Below are 15,916 nucleotides of genomic sequence, written 5' to 3' on the forward strand. Positions count from 1 at the left end.
CCCACATTTGGTTAGTGGCGAGCCTGGAAAATTACAGTTTTACAGACGAGCGCCCCGGCTTCTTGGTCTGCAACAGATGCGAGAACACCGCATGCAGGTCATCCGACGCGCTTTCCTCATCGAGGTTGAGCTTGCTGTCGATGTGATCCATGTGATGCATCATCAGGTTCACCGCCAAATCCGCATCCCGCGCTTCGATCGCGTCGATCAACTGCGTGTGCTCATCGTAGGAACAGTGCGAGCGGTTGCCGCTTTCGTACTGGGCGATGATCAACGAGGTCTGGGACACCAGACTGCGCTGGAAACTGATCAGCGGCGCATTCTTCGCCGCCTCGGCCAGCTTCAGGTGGAACTCGCCGGAAAGCCGGATGCCCGCGCCGCGATCGCCCCGGGAGAAGCTGTCGCGCTCGTCGTTGACCATCTGCCGCAGCTCGGCCAGTTGCTCGGCCGTGGCATGCTGCACCGCCAATTCAGTGATCGCACGCTCCACCAGGCGCCGGGCGAGGAATACCTGGCGGGCCTCCTCGACGCTCGGGCTGGCCACTACCGCACCACGATTGGGCCGCAGCAGTACCACGCCTTCATGGGCCAGGCGCGACAGCGCGCGGCGAATGATGGTGCGGCTGACGCCGAAGATTTCGCCCAGCGCTTCTTCACTCAATTTGGTACCGGGCGCCAGGCGTTGTTCGAGGATCGCCTCGAAGATATGCGCGTAGACGATATCGTCCTGGGTTCCACTGCGACCGGCCTTACCGGCTCGCGGTTGTTTCTTGAGGGGCTGCAACTGTTCGTTCATGGGCACTCGGGTCGGGAGAACGGCGGCGAATTGACGTTGACTGTAATACGGCACAGAGGGTCGCTGGCAAGTATCGCGTAAAATCAGCGCACATTGTACACAACCCAGTGCGCCAACACACTGTACGGCTGTTTGGGGCGCCGGCTGTATTGCAATGAATCGTTACGTTTGAGTTTAGGCTTGATTCCGCACTTTCTCCTTTGTAGGAGCGAGCTTGCTCGCGAAAAACGTATAAGCACCGCATTCAGTCAGGATGCCAGCGTCATCGTTAACGACCTTCGCGAGCAAGCTCGCTCCTACAGACAGCCCGGTAAAAGGAACACCGCCCCATGTCCGACGTCCCCCAAGCGCGATTACGCCCACTGGCCGACACTTCGCCTTCGGCCATCGTCGCCGGTTTCATTGCCATGATGACCGGCTACACCAGCTCCCTGGTGCTGATGTTTCAGGCTGGCCAGGCTGCGGGCCTGACCACCGCGCAAATTTCCTCGTGGATCTGGGCGATCTCCATCGGCATGGCGGTGTGCAGCATTGGCCTGTCCTTGCGCTACCGCACGCCGATCACCATTGCCTGGTCCACACCGGGCGCGGCGCTGTTGATCACCAGCCTGGGCGGCGTCAGCTACGGCGAGGCCATCGGCGCCTACATCACCTGCGCGGTGCTGGTGACCATCTGTGGGCTGACCGGCAGCTTCGAAAAACTCGTCAAGCGCATCCCCGCGTCCCTGGCGGCCGCCTTGCTGGCGGGGATTCTGTTCAAGATCGGCAGCGAGATTTTCGTCGCCGCGCAGCACCGTACCGGTCTGGTGCTGGGGATGTTCTTCACTTACCTGGTCATCAAGCGCCTGTCGCCGCGTTATGCCGTGCTCGCGGCACTGCTGATCGGCACGGCACTATCCGGGCTGATGGGGCTGCTGGATTTCAGTGGCTTTCACCTGGAAGTGGCAACGCCGGTGTGGACCACGCCGCACTTCTCCCTGGCCGCGACCATCAGCATCGGCATCCCGCTGTTCGTGGTGGCCATGACCTCGCAGAACATGCCGGGTGTCGCGGTGCTGCGGGCCGACGGCTATAACGTACCGGCGTCGCCATTGATTACTACCACCGGCCTGGCCTCGCTGGTGCTGGCGCCGTTTGGCTCCCATGGCATCAACCTGGCAGCCATCAGCGCGGCGATCTGCACCGGCCCTCATGCCCATGAGGATCGCAACAAGCGCTACACCGCCGCGGTTTGGTGCGGGATTTTCTACGGGATCGCCGGGGTGTTTGGCGCGACATTGGCCGCGTTGTTCGCCGCCCTGCCCAAGGAACTGGTGCTGTCGATTGCGGCACTGGCGTTGTTTGGCTCGATCATCAATGGCCTGAGCATCGCCATGAATGAACCCAGGGAACGGGAAGCTGCGTTGATCACCTTCATGGTCACAGCGTCGGGGTTGACGTTGTTTTCCATCGGTTCGGCGTTCTGGGGAATTGTCGCGGGGGTGTTGACGCTGGTGATTCTGAACTGGCGCAAGGCCTGATTCTTTAGACCCAGTAACGAAAAAGCGACCCGGGCGGGTCGCTTTTTCATGACATCAGACTGCCGGGTTGATCGGCTTTTCTGGGTGCCAAGCGTCCAGCAGGGCGCTGACTTCAACGCGGGTCAGCTCTGGACGAGCCTTCAGCCACGCTTCAACAGCGGCACGCTGTTCTTCGTTGACCGAACCACGGGTGGCTTTGCAAACCAGACCGAAGTCATCACCGCCGACGTAGTCCAGGCCGTTGCCGTCCATCGCTTCAGTCAGGAATGCTTCGAGGAAAGCGTCAACCGCTTCATCGTCCAAACCTTCTTTGAAGTCCAGGTTCAGTTCGAAACCCAGCTCTTGAAATTCATCAACGCACAGTTTTTTGCGCAGACGCCGGGAACGGTTAGTCGCCATTGGAACAATCCTCTTAAGTAATAACGGGCGGCACTTTAGCAGTTTAAGCAGGCCTTTGCCCGATTCTCTGGGACGGGCGGCAGAGTGCCAGTAAAAAAAACCGCCAATTGCAGCTATCGTTCAGCCACAAGTGCGACAGCCTTGGGGCATAATGCCGACACTTTCATGACCATTGAGGGATTTTTCGTACATACCCCTCACCTTTTTACCCCCTCAGCAGTAGGGTTTTAATTCTTATGATCAAATCTTTGCGTCCACTGTTACTCGCCAGTTTTCTTCTGCCCCTGGCCTTTTCCGTTACCGCCGCCCCGATCAACACTTCCCTGCCGCCCAAGGTCCAGGAAGCCCTCCAGAAAGCCAAGCTGCAAAACAATGCCCTGTCCCTGGTGATGATTCCCCTCAATGGCCCGGGCACACCTACCGTGTTCAACGCCGACGTGTCGGTCAACCCGGCCTCGACCATGAAGCTGGTCACCACCTACGCGGCCCTGGAAATGCTCGGTCCCAACCATCAGTGGAAAACCGAGTTCTACACCGACGGCACCCTGAGCGGCGGGATCCTGAACGGCAACCTGTACCTCAAGGGCGGCGGCGACCCCAAGCTGAACATGGAAAAACTCTGGCTGCTGATGCGCGACCTGCGGGCCAATGGCGTGCAGCAAGTGACCGGCGACCTGGTGCTGGACCGTGGCTTCTTCATCCCGCCGCAACTGCCGGAGTTCAATGACGACGGCAACGACGAGAACAAGCCGTTCCTGGTCAAGCCCGATGCCTTGATGGTCAACCTCAAGGCGCTGCGCTTCGTCACCCGCAATGATTCGGGCAAGGTGCTGGTGTCGGTCGAGCCGCCGATTGCGAGCATCCGCATCGACAACCAGGTCAAGGTCTCCAACGCCAAGCAATGCACCGGCGATGTGCGCTACAGCCCGATGACCGCCGCCGACGGCAGCGTCACCGTGACCGTCAGCGGCCAGTTGGCGGACGGCTGCAGTTCGCAGACGTATCTGTCGTTGCTGGACCACGCCACCTACACCGCCGGCGCCGTTCGGGCGATCTGGAAGGAACTGGGCGGCAGCATCCAGGGCCGCGACATCCAGGCGCCGGTACCGAAGAACGCCAAAGTGCTGGCTCGTGCGTTCTCGCCGGACCTGGCGGAGATCATCCGCGACATCAACAAATACAGTAACAACACCATGGCCCAGCAGTTGTTCCTGAGCCTGGGTGCGCAGTACCGCACCGATGCCGACGGCGACGACGCCAAGGCCGCCCAGCGCGTGGTGCGCCAGTGGCTGGCGAAAAAAGGCATCACCGCGCCGCACCTGGTGATGGAGAACGGCTCCGGCCTGTCCCGTGCTGAACGGGTCAGCGCCCGCGAAATGGCGACCATGCTGCAAGCGGCGTGGAGAAGCCCGTACGCGGCGGAGTACATCAGTTCGCTGCCGATTGCCGGCACCGACGGCACCATGCGTAAACGCCTGAAGACCACGGCCATGCGCGGCGAAGCCCACGTCAAGACCGGCACCCTGAACACCGTGCGGGCGATTGCCGGGTTCAGCCGCGACAACAATGGCAATACCTGGGCTGTGGTGGCGATTCTCAACGATCCGAAACCGTGGGGCGCGTCCTCGGTACTGGACCAGGTGCTGCTGGACCTGTATCGCCAGCCGAAACTGGCGGCGGCGGCCCCGGTCCTCTAACAGCAGCAAATATCAAATGTGGGAGCTGGCTTGCCTGCGATGCAGACGCCTCGGTCTATCAGGAATACCGAGGTGATGCTATCGCAGGCAAGCCAGCTCCCACATTGATCTCTAATAGCTTGAATGGCCGTGCACTTCAGGCAAGCACCCGCTCTGCCTCAACTCTGTCCCTGCCCGCCTGCTTGGCGGCATAGACACCCGAATCCGCCCGCAGCAACAAGCTGTCGACGCCCTCCTCGACCCGCCAACTGGCGACCCCGAAGCTCGCCGTCACCGTGCCGACACCTTCCATCGGCTCACCGCGCAACGCCTGCCACAACTCCAGGGCAACACTGAACGCCTGGCTGCCGTCGGTATTGGCGCACAGCACCACAAACTCCTCGCCGCCCAGCCGGCAAAACACATCCGTGCGTCGTAACCGCTGGCTGATGCGCCGGCATAACTCCTTGAGCACTTCATCACCCACCGCGTGACCATGCTGGTCGTTGATGCGCTTGAAGTGATCGATGTCGAACATGATCACCGACAACGCCCCCGAGGCACGCTTGACCCGGATCATCTCGGCCTTCAGCCGGTCCTGGAAGTAGCGTCGGTTATGAATGCCGGTCAGGGAATCGGTAATCGACAGCGCCCGCAGCTCTTCCTCGACCCGCTTGAGATCGGAAATATCCGACACATAGCCATGCCATAACGTACCACCACCGGCCAGCTCTTCCGGCGTCGCCTCACCGCGAACCCAGCGCAGCCCCCGATGGGGCAACTGCACCCGGTATTCTTCACGCCAATGGCTCAGTTGCAGGGTGGACAGGCGAATGGACTCCCGTACCCGCTCGACATCCAGCGGATGAATCCGCTCGAAGACCTTTCGCGCATCCTGCTGCAACACCCCAGGCTCGATTTCGTAGATGTCGCGGATGCCATCGCTGGCATAAATGAACCGCGAGACATTGTTCGGTTCCAGGACGAACTGGAAAATACCGCCGGGCACATGGGCGCTGAGTTTCTTCAGCAGGCGGTCCCGCGCGGCCAGTGCCTCATAGGCGCGCTTCTGCTCGGTGACATCCAGGCAGATCGCCAGGTGCCCGACCCACAGGCCATGCTCGTCCAGCAGAACAGTGGCGAGCATGTTCACCGTCAGTTGGCTGCCGTCCTTGCGTACCAGCGTCCACTCGCGGGCCTCATGCACTGCATCGGCGCTGTCCACCAGCATCGCCTGGGCTGGCGCGATGCGCTTGCCGAGGATTGCGCTCAATTGCGCGGCACGGGCTTCCAGCTCGGGGGCCAGGTGCAGGCTTTCGAGGGTCAGGTGGCCCAGTACCTCTTGTGCTTCAAAGCCCAGCATCTGCTCGGCGCCGGCGTTGAAGGTGGTGATCACACCGCGCAAGTCCGTCGCGATGATCGCCACCTGGGTGGCCGCATTGAGCACGCTGCGCAGTTGGCCGTGGGTGCCTCGCAGTTCCTGTTCCCGCTGACGCAATTGGGCGGTGCGCTGCTCCACCAGCTTCAATGCGCGCTGGCGCTGGCTGACCACCACGTAGAGCAACGCACTGAGCAGCACACTCAGCAGGCTGCCCATGACCAGGATACTGACCAGCGACGAGTGATTGCCCTGCTGGAACACCTGGCTGGGGCGCAGGCTCAAGGCGTAGACGTGGTCGCCGAGCGTCAGCCGGCGTGCTGCCACCAGGTCACTGTCTGCCACGGGGTTGCTGGATTCGTACAACACCCGTTGCTCTGCATCGGAGGTGTCGACAATCTGCATCACCAGGTTGTCCCGTGCGGCCTTGGGCAAGCCATCGGCCACCAGCTGGCGCATGCTGATCACCGCCATGACGTAGCCGTAAGGTTCACTGTTGGGCACTTGTGTCGTCGGTGTCCGGCTGACCGGTGCCACCAGCAATACACCCATGGCATAGGCCGGCTCCACACCCACCAGTTGCATGGGCTGGGACACCGCCATCTTCCCTGACTGTTGCGCACGCTCCACCGTCGAGCGCCGCAGTGGTTGGGCCAACAGGTCAAAACCCAGCGGCGAGCCGAGAATGCTCTGGGTCTGGCTGTACAACACCGGCACATACTCATCGCGATCAGTCGCCGGGGTCAGTTCGCCCGCCGCATTCAATTCACGAATGGAGAAATTCGCACCGCGCTCCGCCGTGATTGCCTGCTCGAACGCACCGCGCTGGTCACGCAAAACCCGGGGAGCCCAGGCATAGGCGCGGGTACGCAACAGCAAGGGCTGCGCGAACCCTTCGAACTCTTTGCGCGAGACTGTATTTGAATTGACGAAGAACCGCCGCAGGCTGCCCAGGCGTTGTTCCTGGTCCTCGAAACGCTCCTGGAGACGGCTGTAGCGCTCGTTGACCAGCAGTTGAAAGCGCTGGCGCATCTGCTGCTGGTAAAGCTCGGACGCGGCCCAGGCGACGACAATCGTCAGCGCGATACCGGCCAGCAACACCACCACCGCCACCAGCCACGCCGACACCTGCTCACTGATAAAGCCTAGGATTTTCGGGCGGACGGCATGCAGCGGCATAGACAAGACTCGGAACGCCAGCGTGCGGGTGCGTCACTTTGGCCAGGTCCTAAGTTATAGCCACAGGACTTGCGTTTGACCAGCGCAAAAAAAAGCCGCAAGGCCGGAATGATCCGGGCCTGCGGCTTCAGAACACAGTGATCAGCGCGCGGTGATTTTCCACGCCCGATGGATCTTGGCGTTACGCGCAAAATCCGGGTCGATGGTCTTGTCGCTGATCTCTTCGACGGCATACCGCTCGACGAGGTTGTCTTCCAGCTGGAACTTGCGGAAGTTGTTCGAGAAGTACAACACGCCGCCCGGTGCCAGGCGCGCCATGGCCAGGTCCAGCAACTGCACGTGGTCGCGTTGCACGTCGAAGATGCCTTCCATGCGCTTGGAGTTGGAGAAGGTCGGCGGGTCGATGAAGATCATGTCGAACTCATCGCGGCTGGCTTCCAGCCAGGCCATCACGTCGCCCTGCTCCAGGCGGTTCTTGTCGGAGAAACCGTTGAGGGAGAAGTTGCGGCGCGCCCAGTCCAGGTAGGTCTTCGACAGGTCGACGCTGGTGGTGCTGCGCGCGCCACCCTTGGCGGCGTGCACACTGGCGGTGGCGGTGTAGCAATACAGGTTGAGGAAGCGTTTGCCGGCCGCCTCTTTCTGGATGCGCATGCGCATTGGACGGTGGTCGAGGAACAGGCCGGTGTCCAGGTAATCGGTCAGGTTGACCAGCAACTTGACGCCGCCTTCGCTGACCTCGGTGAACTTGCCCTGGGCGCTCTGGCGCTCGTACTGCTTGGTGCCGCTCTGGCGTTCGCGACGCTTGACCACCACACGGTTCTTGTCGATGCCCAGCGCCTGGGGAATGGCCGCCAGGGCATCGAACATGCGTGCCGAAGCTTTTTCCGGGTCAATCGACTTCGGCGCCACGTATTCCTGGACATGGACCCAGTCGTGGTACAGGTCGATGGCCATGGAGTATTCCGGCATGTCGGCATCGTACACACGGTAGCAATCGACGCCTTCGCGCTTGGCCCACTTGCCCAGCAGTTTCAGGTTCTTTTGCAGGCGGTTGGCAAACATCTGCCCGCCTTCGCTCAAGCGCGCCTGCTCGACCACTGGGGCCGGGGCGGGTTTGATCGGATTCCCGTTCTTGTTGTACTGGCGCTCTTGCGGCTCGGTCGGCGCCTGGTCGTAGGCCGCTTGCTCGCGCTCGGCCTGGCGTTGTTCCGGGGTGCGACGCTCGCCGGTGACGAACTGATCCGGGGTGACCTTGATCAGCAGCAATTTGCACGGCAAGGCGCCGTTCCAGAACGAATACTGTTTGTGGCTGCGGATGCCCATGCGCTTGCCCAGGTCCGGAGCACCGGTGAACACCGCCGCTTCCCAGCCCAGGCACGCCTGGCGCAGACGCTCGCCGAGGTTCTGATAGAGGTACAACAGGCTGGCTTCATCACCCAGACGCTCGCCATACGGCGGGTTGCAGATCACCAGGCCTTTCTGGTTCTGGTCCGGACGCGGCTCGAAGGTACCGACTTCGCCCTGGTAGATCTTGATCCAGTGGCTAAGGCCTGCGCGTTCGATGTTGTTACGGGCGGGTTGGATCAGGCGAGGATCCGCCTCGTAACCACGAATCCACAGCGGTGGCTTGGCCATGCCGATGGCGGCACGTTCGCTGGCCTCTGTGTGAAGTTTTTTCCACAGCGCCGGAACGTGGCCAAGCCAGGCGGTGAAACCCCACAGCTCACGGTTTAGGTTGGGCGCCATGTCGGCGGCGATCATCGCGCCTTCCACCAGGAAGGTACCGACGCCGCACATCGGGTCCGTCAGCGCGCCGCCTTCGGCAGCGATGCGCGGCCAGCCGGAGCGAATCAGGATCGCCGCCGCCAGGTTCTCTTTCAACGGTGCCGCGCCCTGCTGCAGGCGGTAGCCGCGCTGGTGCAGGCTGTGGCCGGACAAATCAAGGGAAAGGATCGCTTCGCCACGGTCCAGGCGCAGGTGGATGCGCAGGTCCGGGTTGATCTTGTCGATGGATGGACGTTCGCCGGTCGGGGTGCGCAGCTTGTCGACAATCGCATCCTTGACCTTCAGCGCGCCGAAGTGGGTGTTGTCGATGCCCGAGCCATGGCCGCTGAATTCAACGGCCAGGGTGCCGTCGGCGAGCATGTGGTCTTCCCACTCGATGTCCAGCACCCCGTGGTACAGGTCTTCGGCGTCCTTCATCGGGAAGCGCTTGAGCACCAGCAACACGCGGTTGGCCAGGCGCGACCAGAGGCACAGGCGGTAGGCGGTCTCCATGTCGGCCATGCCGCGCACGGCCGAGGTGTGCTCGCGGGCTTCCTCAAGGCCAAGCCCGACGGCTTCCTCGATCAGCAGGCCTTCGAGGCCCTTGGGGCAGGTGAGGAAGAGTTCAAAACGGTCCGACATGGGGCATTCCAGGCTTTTCAGCAATAAGTGAACGGGCGACGCATCGCGCGTTCGGTTTTCAATCAAGCGCTTTTCTTGAAGAGCGCTCGTGTGGCACGAATGTGCCGTTCCACCCCGGCTACCGGCCTTTCGGGCCTTTATCGACGGGGCAGTTCAAGTATTTGAAGCAACAAGAAGAAACATTCCGACCCTTCGTCGAATAATAACCGACTGCAACAGGCGGACATTCTCACTAAAGGATTAAACCCATCCTCTTTGAAGGGCACATCATAGCTGGGTTTGCCCAACAAAAGGGGCGAAAAGCCATCCCAGCTTATGGCTATAGCATCGTTATCGTTACGTGCTTATGACAAAACGATCATTGAATCCATGTGACCTATTGGTTAGAACTCAACACAGGTTGGCGCCGTAACGACGCCGACACATAGCTCGCCACGCCGGCAGCGAGCGCACCAACGGCAGAAAAACTCTGCCCGGCCTCGGACGAGGCCGAAGGATATCAAGACAGTCAACAAGTGAGGGAAACACCCTATGAGAAGACTTAAGCGTGATCCGTTGGAAAGAGCATTTTTACGCGGATATCAATATGGCGTTCATGGCAAATCCCGTGAGCTTTGCCCATTTACTCTACCGTCGGTACGCCAAGCCTGGATCAACGGCTGGCGAGAAGGACGCGGCGACAACTGGGACGGTATGACTGGCACTGCGGGAATCCACAGACTCAACGAACTTCACGCCGTCGGCTAATCAAGGGCATTTAATTCCGACACCAGCACGAATACGCAACCACTTAACCACGCACGCCCCATCCGGGCGGCGGGCTTCGGCCCAGGGGCTCCTTCAAGGAGCCCTTTTTATTGCCTGTTGTCAGCCGCGCGGCAATGCCGCAATCGCATCCACCGCCTGGCGAATCAACGCCGGGCCCTTGTAGATAAAGCCGGAATACAACTGCACCAGGCTCGCGCCGGCGGCGATTTTCTCGGCCGCGTGCTTGCCCTCGGTGATGCCACCCACGGCAATGATCGGCAAGCGCCCTGCCAACTCGGCCGCCAGCACCTTGACGATGTGGGTGCTCTGGTCGCGTACCGGCGCACCGGACAAGCCGCCCGCTTCGTCACCATACGCCAGGCCTTCGACACCGACGCGGCTCAGGGTGGTGTTGGTGGCGATCACCGCATCCATGCCCGAATCCACCAGGGCCTGGGCCACCAGTACGGTCTCTTCGTCGTTCATGTCCGGGGCAATCTTGATTGCCAGGGGCACACGCTTGCCGTGGCGCACAGCCAAATCTTCCTGGCGCTGACGCAAGGCTTCGAGCAGTTGCTTGAGGGAGTCGCCAAACTGCAGGCTGCGCAGGCCCGGGGTGTTAGGCGAGCTGACGTTGACCGTGACGTAGCTGGCGTGGGCGTAGACCTTGTCCAGGCAAATCAGATAGTCATCCACCGCACGCTCCACCGGCGTGTCGAAGTTTTTGCCGATATTGATCCCGAGGATACCGGTGTACTTCGCCGCCTGAACCCGTGACAGCAGGTTATCCACACCCAGGTTGTTGAAGCCCATGCGATTGATGATCGCCTCGGCTTCTGGCAGGCGGAAGATCCGCGGCTTCGGGTTGCCCGGCTGCGGCCGTGGGGTCACGGTGCCGATTTCGACAAAGCCAAAACCCAGCTGCGCAAAACCGTCGATGGCCGCGCCGTTTTTGTCCAAACCCGCAGCCAGGCCTACCGGGTTGGGGAAATCGAGCCCCATCACCGACACCGGCATTTTCGCCGGGGCCTTGCACACCAGGCCATTGAGCCCCAGGCGGCCACCGGCACCGATCAAGTCCAGGGACAGATCGTGGGAAGTTTCCGGAGAGAGTTTGAACAACAGCTGGCGGGCCAGGGTATACATGGGCGGGCTTGACTCGGATGGCGGCGAAAGGTGGCGGCGATTATAGCCGGGGTGACGGGCTGCATGCGAGGCGTGCCGTCCAATCGTCAGTTACGGTGCGTCATCAGTTCCTCATAGCGGACCCAGATTTTTTGCGCATAGCGAAGACGCAGGGCCTCACGCTGAGGCCCGGGCCCGCCGCCCACATTGTAGGAACCGATCGCCGTCCAGTTGTAGCCGAACTGTTTGACGAAGTCGGCAAGGATCGACGCCCCCACCTCCACCGACAGGCAAGGCTCATCCAGCAAGCGCTGCTCGGTAATGCCCTCCTTGAGCAGGCGCGGCAGGTGAATGCTGTTGATCTGCATCAGCCCGATATCACGGGTGCCGTTGTTGTTGGCGTAATTCATGGCCTTGGCGCGGTAGCCCGACTCCACTGCGGCGATGGCCTGCAACAATTCCGGCTCCATGCCGTATCGGCTGGCAGCCTCGGCCCAGCAATACGCCCGGGCTTCATTGCCGAAGCCGAGCGTGAGCATCAGCAGCAGCGCCCCCTTGCACCGGGCGCTGCTCATGCCTGCCCCCGACCGCAGGTGGAACAGACAGCGCCCACCGTCAGGCTGGTCATCCTGACCGCACAGGTCACCCGGTACCCTTTGCCGTATACCGTCTTGATCAGACCCTTGCCGCCCTTCAAATATTTGCGCAGCGAACAGATGCAACGGGTCAGGGACTCTTCCGTGGCCTCGTTATGGGGCCATGCCTGTTCCAGCAAGTGGTCCTTGGTCACCAGCACTCCGGCCGAGGACAGCAACAGGCGCAACACCTGCCACTCCTTGGGCGGGAGTTGAATATCCGAGTCTTCACTCGTCAATCTACCGTCACCGTGCAACGTCCAGCGCTCAAAGACCATGGGGGTAGCCAGTACCCCATCGTTCACCACGGCCATTCGTACCTCCGCACCCAACTCACCTTCCAACACTGGTTTCCTGAAGGTCGCGACTATAAAAAGCCCACTCGCTGTATAGGAGAGGAAAAAACCCCATAGGCACTGATTTTTTCAGACTGGGCACGTAGGACCTTTCGGCGATGCCCGCCCAGGGGCGCCACCAACGTTCTTATCCTTCGGTCACCCGGTTAAATGCCCGCTTCACCTGCTCATGCTGGGAGCGCGTCAACGGCGGCGCCTGCCCCGGCTCGGCAGCGGTATGCAGCACATTTGCGACCGCCGTCGCCTGAATCACAAACAATCGCACACTGTTGGCCATGGGCCCGTTGTAGCGTCCGAGCAAGGCTGTGCCGGTATCGCGCTGAAAATTCCCCACCAGCAATCGCCTGCCCGGAGCCACACGCACCACCGTGTTGATCCCCATCCGCTCCACCCCCGCCGAGGGTTTGTCGCGACTGGCAGCCTTGCCCATCTGGCGGCCATCCTCGACGGTGAGCAGCATCTCGATTTCATTCGACTCGGCGAAGCGCGGCAGAACACTGACCTGCGTACCAAAGACCACCGGTTGCCATTCGTCGTGGTCTTCACCCGGCCGGGGCAGATAGAACGTCTGGTTGTCGTTGAAAACCGCGGGCACATTCTCCTGGGTGAGAATCACCGGCAACGTCGTGACCCTCGCTCGCCTGCGCAACTCCAAGGCGGTGATCCGCTGCATGAATGCTTCGTCCTCGATGGGTGCCATGACCCGGGTAGCTGAAGGCTTGTCCGCCCCCTTGTGCATGGTCGCGCCGATCTTCTTGAGCTCATCGCGGTCCACATCCACCAGCCACATCGAAACCTCCACCGCGCGCTTCGGTACGTCCAGTTCTGCCACCAGACCTTCGATAAAGCTCACCTGCGCGGGCTTGCCCTTGATCAGCAGGCTGTTGGTGTCCGGGTACGCCAGCACCGAGATATTCTTGTCGGCCAGTAATCCGGGTTGCCGCGGGGACGCACTCTCCTGCTCGACGGCCAGCAGTTTTTCGATCATGGATGCCATGCCCGGCACCGTGACGGTTCTGTCGCCCATGTTGTACTCGCGGTCTGCAACGTGGGTGTTGAGCACCTGCACCACCCCGATCCGCTGCGGCCCCAGGCGCAGTTCCGCACGCTGGCGGTCCATCAGTTGGGCCAGGCGCAGCACATGGTCGACATAGTTCGGCGGCCCGGACACGTAGAACACCCGCGCCCCACTCGCACGCAGCGGGTAGCGCGCCTCTTCGAGCCCCGAACGGCGCATGAACCCACGCAGGAGGTCGACCGAGATATGCCGCAGGGTCACTACCGAGCTTTTCGCCTCGTCGGCGTCATAGAGGTAAAGCACCTGGCCATCGGTGTACCAGATCAGGCCTTGCTGCTGGGCGACCGACTCCAGCAGCGGTTGGGGCGAGCCGAAATCGAACGCCCCGCTGATGCGCTTGCGAGCTGTCGCCTGACTGACAACGATCGGCTGCCCCAGCGGCAGGGACAACGCGGTAAAAAAAGTGTGCAGGCTTTCATCACGGGCCTGGTAGGAGCCCCCGAACGCGCCGGGGCTGCCCAGCAGCAGCAGGCCGAAAAGCAGCGTCGAGAAACGGTGAAGGTGGCTGAACATGCCTGCATGGCCCGGGCTGAAAGAGCGGCCATACTGCGAGGCAGGCCGATTTCAATCCTGATGGAAAGCTGACGCCCAACCCATCCTGTGCGCATCGTGGCATGTGCCTTGCTTTGCCTTGTCTATCGCAGCTCGCGCCAACGGCGGAACGGGCTCAAGGACACAGACGTCGTTACCCCGGGCTCTTCCTCTGAGTACCCGACGGAACGGCGTTTTTTTATGAAAGGTACGTATTGATGAGTGATCCCCTGGCTTGGGTCAACGGCAGCGATGCCCCGGAAAAGAGCAGCCTCAACCTGGGTTTCATGGCCCTGAGCGATTGCGCCTCGGTGGTGGTCGCCGCCACCCAGGGCTTCGCCCAGCCCTATGGCCTGACCTTGAATCTCAGGCGCCAGTCATCATGGGCCAGCCTGCGGGACAACCTAGTCAGCGGCGAACTGGACGCCGCCCACAGCCTGTACGGCCTGATCTACGCCGTGCACCTGGGCATCGGCGGCGTGGCACCCACCGATATGGCGGTGCTGATGGGCCTGAACCAGAACGGCCAGAGCATCAACCTGTCCCGTGGCCTGCAACAGCTGGGGGTGACCAGTCCTGAGGCACTGGACCGCCACGTGCACCAAAGCCGAACAAAACTCACCTTCGCCCAGACCTTTCCCACAGGTACCCACGCCATGTGGTTGTATTACTGGCTGGCCAGCCAGGGCATTCATCCCCTGCAGGATGTGGACAGTGTGGTGGTGCCGCCGCCGCAGATGGTTGCGCACCTGCAAGCCGGGCGCATCGACGGCTTTTGTGTGGGCGAGCCCTGGTGCGCCAGTGCGGTGAAGCAGAACCAGGGCTTTACCCTGGCCACCACCCAGGCACTGTGGCCGGACCATCCGGAAAAAGTCCTCGGCTGCACCCAGGCATTTGTCGAGCAATACCCCAATACCGCCCGGGTACTGGTGATGGCGATCCTGCAGGCCAGCCGTTTTATCGAACAGAGCACGGAAAACCGCCGCTCCACTGCACAGTTGCTGAGCGCCCCGCAGTACCTCGACGCCCCGCTCGATTGCATCGAACCGCGCCTGCTCGGCGACTACGATGACGGCCTCGGCAACCACTGGCAGGATCCCCACGCGCTGCGTTTTTATGGCGACGGCGAGGTGAACCTGCCCTACCTGTCTGATGGCATGTGGTTCATGACCCAGTTCCGCCGCTGGGGCCTGCTGCGGGAGGACCCGGACTACCTCGGCGTTGCCCGGCGTGTGCAACAACTGGACATCTATCGCCAGGCGGCCAGCGCCGTGGGCGTGCCTGCCGGTGGCGAGGCCATGCGCAGCAGCCAGTTGATCGACGGAAAAATCTGGGACGGTTCGGACCCGGCCGGGTATGCCCGCAGCTTTCGCCTGCATGCCATGGCAGATGTTGCCAGCCGCCAGGCCTTGCGCTGACAGGAGGAACCCATGCTACGAATCCTGTTGATCAATGACACACCGCGCAAGGTCGGTCGGCTCAAGGCTGCGTTGACCGAGGCCGGGTTTGAGGTGATCGATGAATCGGGGTTGACGATCGACTTGCCGGCGCGGGTCGAAGCGGTGCGCCCGGACGTGATTTTGATCGATACCGAGTCGCCGGGACGCGATGTGATGGAGCAGGTGGTGCTGGTGAGTCGCGACCAGCCACGGCCGATTGTGATGTTTACCGATGAGCATGATCCGGGGGTGATGCGTCAGGCGATCAAGTCCGGGGTGAGTGCCTACATTGTCGAGGGGATTCAGGCGCAGCGGTTGCAGCCGATTCTGGATGTGGCGATGGCGCGGTTCGAGAGTGACCAGGCGCTGCGCGCGCAGTTGCAGGCGCGGGATCAGCAGTTGGCCGAACGCAAGCGGATCGAAACGGCCAAGGGGTTGTTGATGAAAATGAAGGGGTGTAATGAGGAAGAGGCCTACACGCTGATGCGGCGCCAGGCGATGAGTCGGCAGCAGAAGCTGATTCAGGTGGCGGAGCAGATTATTGCGATGAGTGAGTTGTTGGGGTGAGAGGGGGGTCGGGGTGTATATCCGTTATTTAGGTAACGGCCGCTATAGGTTCCGCCCTTACGGCGGCTCACTTTTGAACAGCGC

General features: G+C 61.6%; 13 protein-coding genes. 5 read left to right on the top strand and 8 right to left on the bottom strand.

The window, feature by feature from the left end:
* Positions 1-31: 31 nt before the first annotated feature.
* Positions 32-796 carry a GntR family transcriptional regulator gene (locus HX817_RS08620; protein ID WP_003219095.1) on the bottom strand — a complete coding sequence of 255 codons (765 nt, stop codon included), beginning with the start codon at positions 794-796 and terminating at the stop codon, positions 32-34.
* Positions 797-1,125: 329 nt separating this feature from the next.
* Here HX817_RS08620 and HX817_RS08625 point away from each other — a divergent pair, with 329 nt between their 5' ends.
* Positions 1,126-2,316: a benzoate/H(+) symporter BenE family transporter gene (locus HX817_RS08625; protein ID WP_008437554.1), complete on the top strand. Its 1,191-nt coding sequence runs from the start codon at positions 1,126-1,128 to the stop codon at positions 2,314-2,316.
* A 54-nt stretch (positions 2,317-2,370) separates the two neighbouring features.
* Here HX817_RS08625 and HX817_RS08630 read toward each other — a convergent pair whose 3' ends face one another.
* Positions 2,371-2,715 carry a YggL family protein gene (locus tag HX817_RS08630; RefSeq protein WP_003219101.1) on the bottom strand — a complete coding sequence of 115 codons (345 nt, stop codon included), beginning with the start codon at positions 2,713-2,715 and terminating at the stop codon, positions 2,371-2,373.
* 236 nt (positions 2,716-2,951) lie between these two features.
* Here HX817_RS08630 and dacB point away from each other — a divergent pair, with 236 nt between their 5' ends.
* Positions 2,952-4,412 (top strand): D-alanyl-D-alanine carboxypeptidase/D-alanyl-D-alanine-endopeptidase, encoded by a 1,461-nt coding sequence (dacB, locus tag HX817_RS08635; protein ID WP_003219103.1) that lies wholly within the window; start codon positions 2,952-2,954, stop codon positions 4,410-4,412.
* A gap of 136 nt (positions 4,413-4,548) precedes the next feature.
* On the opposite strand, the gene HX817_RS08640 is transcribed toward dacB, so the two are convergent.
* Together HX817_RS08640 and rlmKL are read right to left on the bottom strand one after the other, a co-directional pair.
* Complete coding sequence (locus tag HX817_RS08640) at positions 4,549-6,948, bottom strand: diguanylate cyclase (RefSeq protein ID WP_177040107.1); 2,400 nt, start codon at positions 6,946-6,948, stop codon at positions 4,549-4,551.
* Between the two features lie 141 nt (positions 6,949-7,089).
* Positions 7,090-9,354 (bottom strand): bifunctional 23S rRNA (guanine(2069)-N(7))-methyltransferase RlmK/23S rRNA (guanine(2445)-N(2))-methyltransferase RlmL, encoded by a 2,265-nt coding sequence (gene rlmKL / locus HX817_RS08645; RefSeq protein ID WP_003219107.1) that lies wholly within the window; start codon positions 9,352-9,354, stop codon positions 7,090-7,092.
* A gap of 531 nt (positions 9,355-9,885) precedes the next feature.
* On the opposite strand from rlmKL, the gene rmf reads away from it, so the two are divergent.
* A complete protein-coding gene (gene rmf, locus HX817_RS08650; protein WP_002553055.1) occupies positions 9,886-10,101 on the top strand; it encodes a ribosome modulation factor in 216 nt (71 codons plus the stop codon).
* Between the two features lie 120 nt (positions 10,102-10,221).
* On the opposite strand, the gene HX817_RS08655 is transcribed toward rmf, so the two are convergent.
* The 4 genes from HX817_RS08655 to sctC form a co-directional block, all read right to left on the bottom strand.
* Complete coding sequence (locus HX817_RS08655; protein WP_003219118.1) at positions 10,222-11,247, bottom strand: quinone-dependent dihydroorotate dehydrogenase; 1,026 nt, start codon at positions 11,245-11,247, stop codon at positions 10,222-10,224.
* Positions 11,248-11,333: 86 nt separating this feature from the next.
* Complete coding sequence (locus HX817_RS08660; RefSeq protein WP_008437547.1) at positions 11,334-11,801, bottom strand: transglycosylase SLT domain-containing protein; 468 nt, start codon at positions 11,799-11,801, stop codon at positions 11,334-11,336.
* Positions 11,798-12,175: a winged helix-turn-helix domain-containing protein gene (locus HX817_RS08665; protein ID WP_023659087.1), complete on the bottom strand. Its 378-nt coding sequence runs from the start codon at positions 12,173-12,175 to the stop codon at positions 11,798-11,800. The genes HX817_RS08660 and HX817_RS08665 overlap by 4 nt, the downstream gene beginning before the upstream one ends.
* A gap of 169 nt (positions 12,176-12,344) precedes the next feature.
* A complete protein-coding gene (gene sctC / locus HX817_RS08670) occupies positions 12,345-13,808 on the bottom strand; it encodes a type III secretion system outer membrane ring subunit SctC (protein ID WP_177040108.1) in 1,464 nt (487 codons plus the stop codon).
* A 236-nt stretch (positions 13,809-14,044) separates the two neighbouring features.
* Between sctC and HX817_RS08675 the strand changes: the two genes are divergently transcribed.
* Positions 14,045-15,244 carry a CmpA/NrtA family ABC transporter substrate-binding protein gene (locus HX817_RS08675; protein WP_003219123.1) on the top strand — a complete coding sequence of 400 codons (1,200 nt, stop codon included), beginning with the start codon at positions 14,045-14,047 and terminating at the stop codon, positions 15,242-15,244.
* 12 nt (positions 15,245-15,256) lie between these two features.
* A complete protein-coding gene (locus HX817_RS08680; protein WP_003219125.1) occupies positions 15,257-15,832 on the top strand; it encodes an ANTAR domain-containing response regulator in 576 nt (191 codons plus the stop codon).
* The last annotated feature ends 84 nt before the right edge of the window (positions 15,833-15,916 follow it).

Source organism: Pseudomonas sp. C6002 (genome assembly GCF_013385805.1).
Lineage (GTDB): Bacteria > Pseudomonadota > Gammaproteobacteria > Pseudomonadales > Pseudomonadaceae > Aquipseudomonas.

Bases quoted from the DNA above. Each gene is read 5' to 3' on its own strand.
- sctC (WP_177040108.1), bottom strand. From the start codon at position 13,808: ATGTTCAGCCACCTTCACCGTTTCTCGACGCTGCTTTTCGGCCTGCTG.
- HX817_RS08665 (WP_023659087.1), bottom strand. From the start codon at position 12,175: ATGGCCGTGGTGAACGATGGGGTACTGGCTACCCCCATGGTCTTTGAG.
- HX817_RS08630 (WP_003219101.1), bottom strand. From the start codon at position 2,715: ATGGCGACTAACCGTTCCCGGCGTCTGCGCAAAAAACTGTGCGTTGAT.
- HX817_RS08675 (WP_003219123.1), top strand. From the start codon at position 14,045: ATGAGTGATCCCCTGGCTTGGGTCAACGGCAGCGATGCCCCGGAAAAG.
- rmf (WP_002553055.1), top strand. From the start codon at position 9,886: ATGAGAAGACTTAAGCGTGATCCGTTGGAAAGAGCATTTTTACGCGGA.
- HX817_RS08625 (WP_008437554.1), top strand. From the start codon at position 1,126: ATGTCCGACGTCCCCCAAGCGCGATTACGCCCACTGGCCGACACTTCG.
- dacB (WP_003219103.1), top strand. From the start codon at position 2,952: ATGATCAAATCTTTGCGTCCACTGTTACTCGCCAGTTTTCTTCTGCCC.
- HX817_RS08620 (WP_003219095.1), bottom strand. From the start codon at position 796: ATGAACGAACAGTTGCAGCCCCTCAAGAAACAACCGCGAGCCGGTAAG.
- HX817_RS08655 (WP_003219118.1), bottom strand. From the start codon at position 11,247: ATGTATACCCTGGCCCGCCAGCTGTTGTTCAAACTCTCTCCGGAAACT.
- HX817_RS08680 (WP_003219125.1), top strand. From the start codon at position 15,257: ATGCTACGAATCCTGTTGATCAATGACACACCGCGCAAGGTCGGTCGG.
- HX817_RS08640 (WP_177040107.1), bottom strand. From the start codon at position 6,948: ATGCCGCTGCATGCCGTCCGCCCGAAAATCCTAGGCTTTATCAGTGAG.
- HX817_RS08660 (WP_008437547.1), bottom strand. From the start codon at position 11,801: ATGAGCAGCGCCCGGTGCAAGGGGGCGCTGCTGCTGATGCTCACGCTC.
- rlmKL (WP_003219107.1), bottom strand. From the start codon at position 9,354: ATGTCGGACCGTTTTGAACTCTTCCTCACCTGCCCCAAGGGCCTCGAA.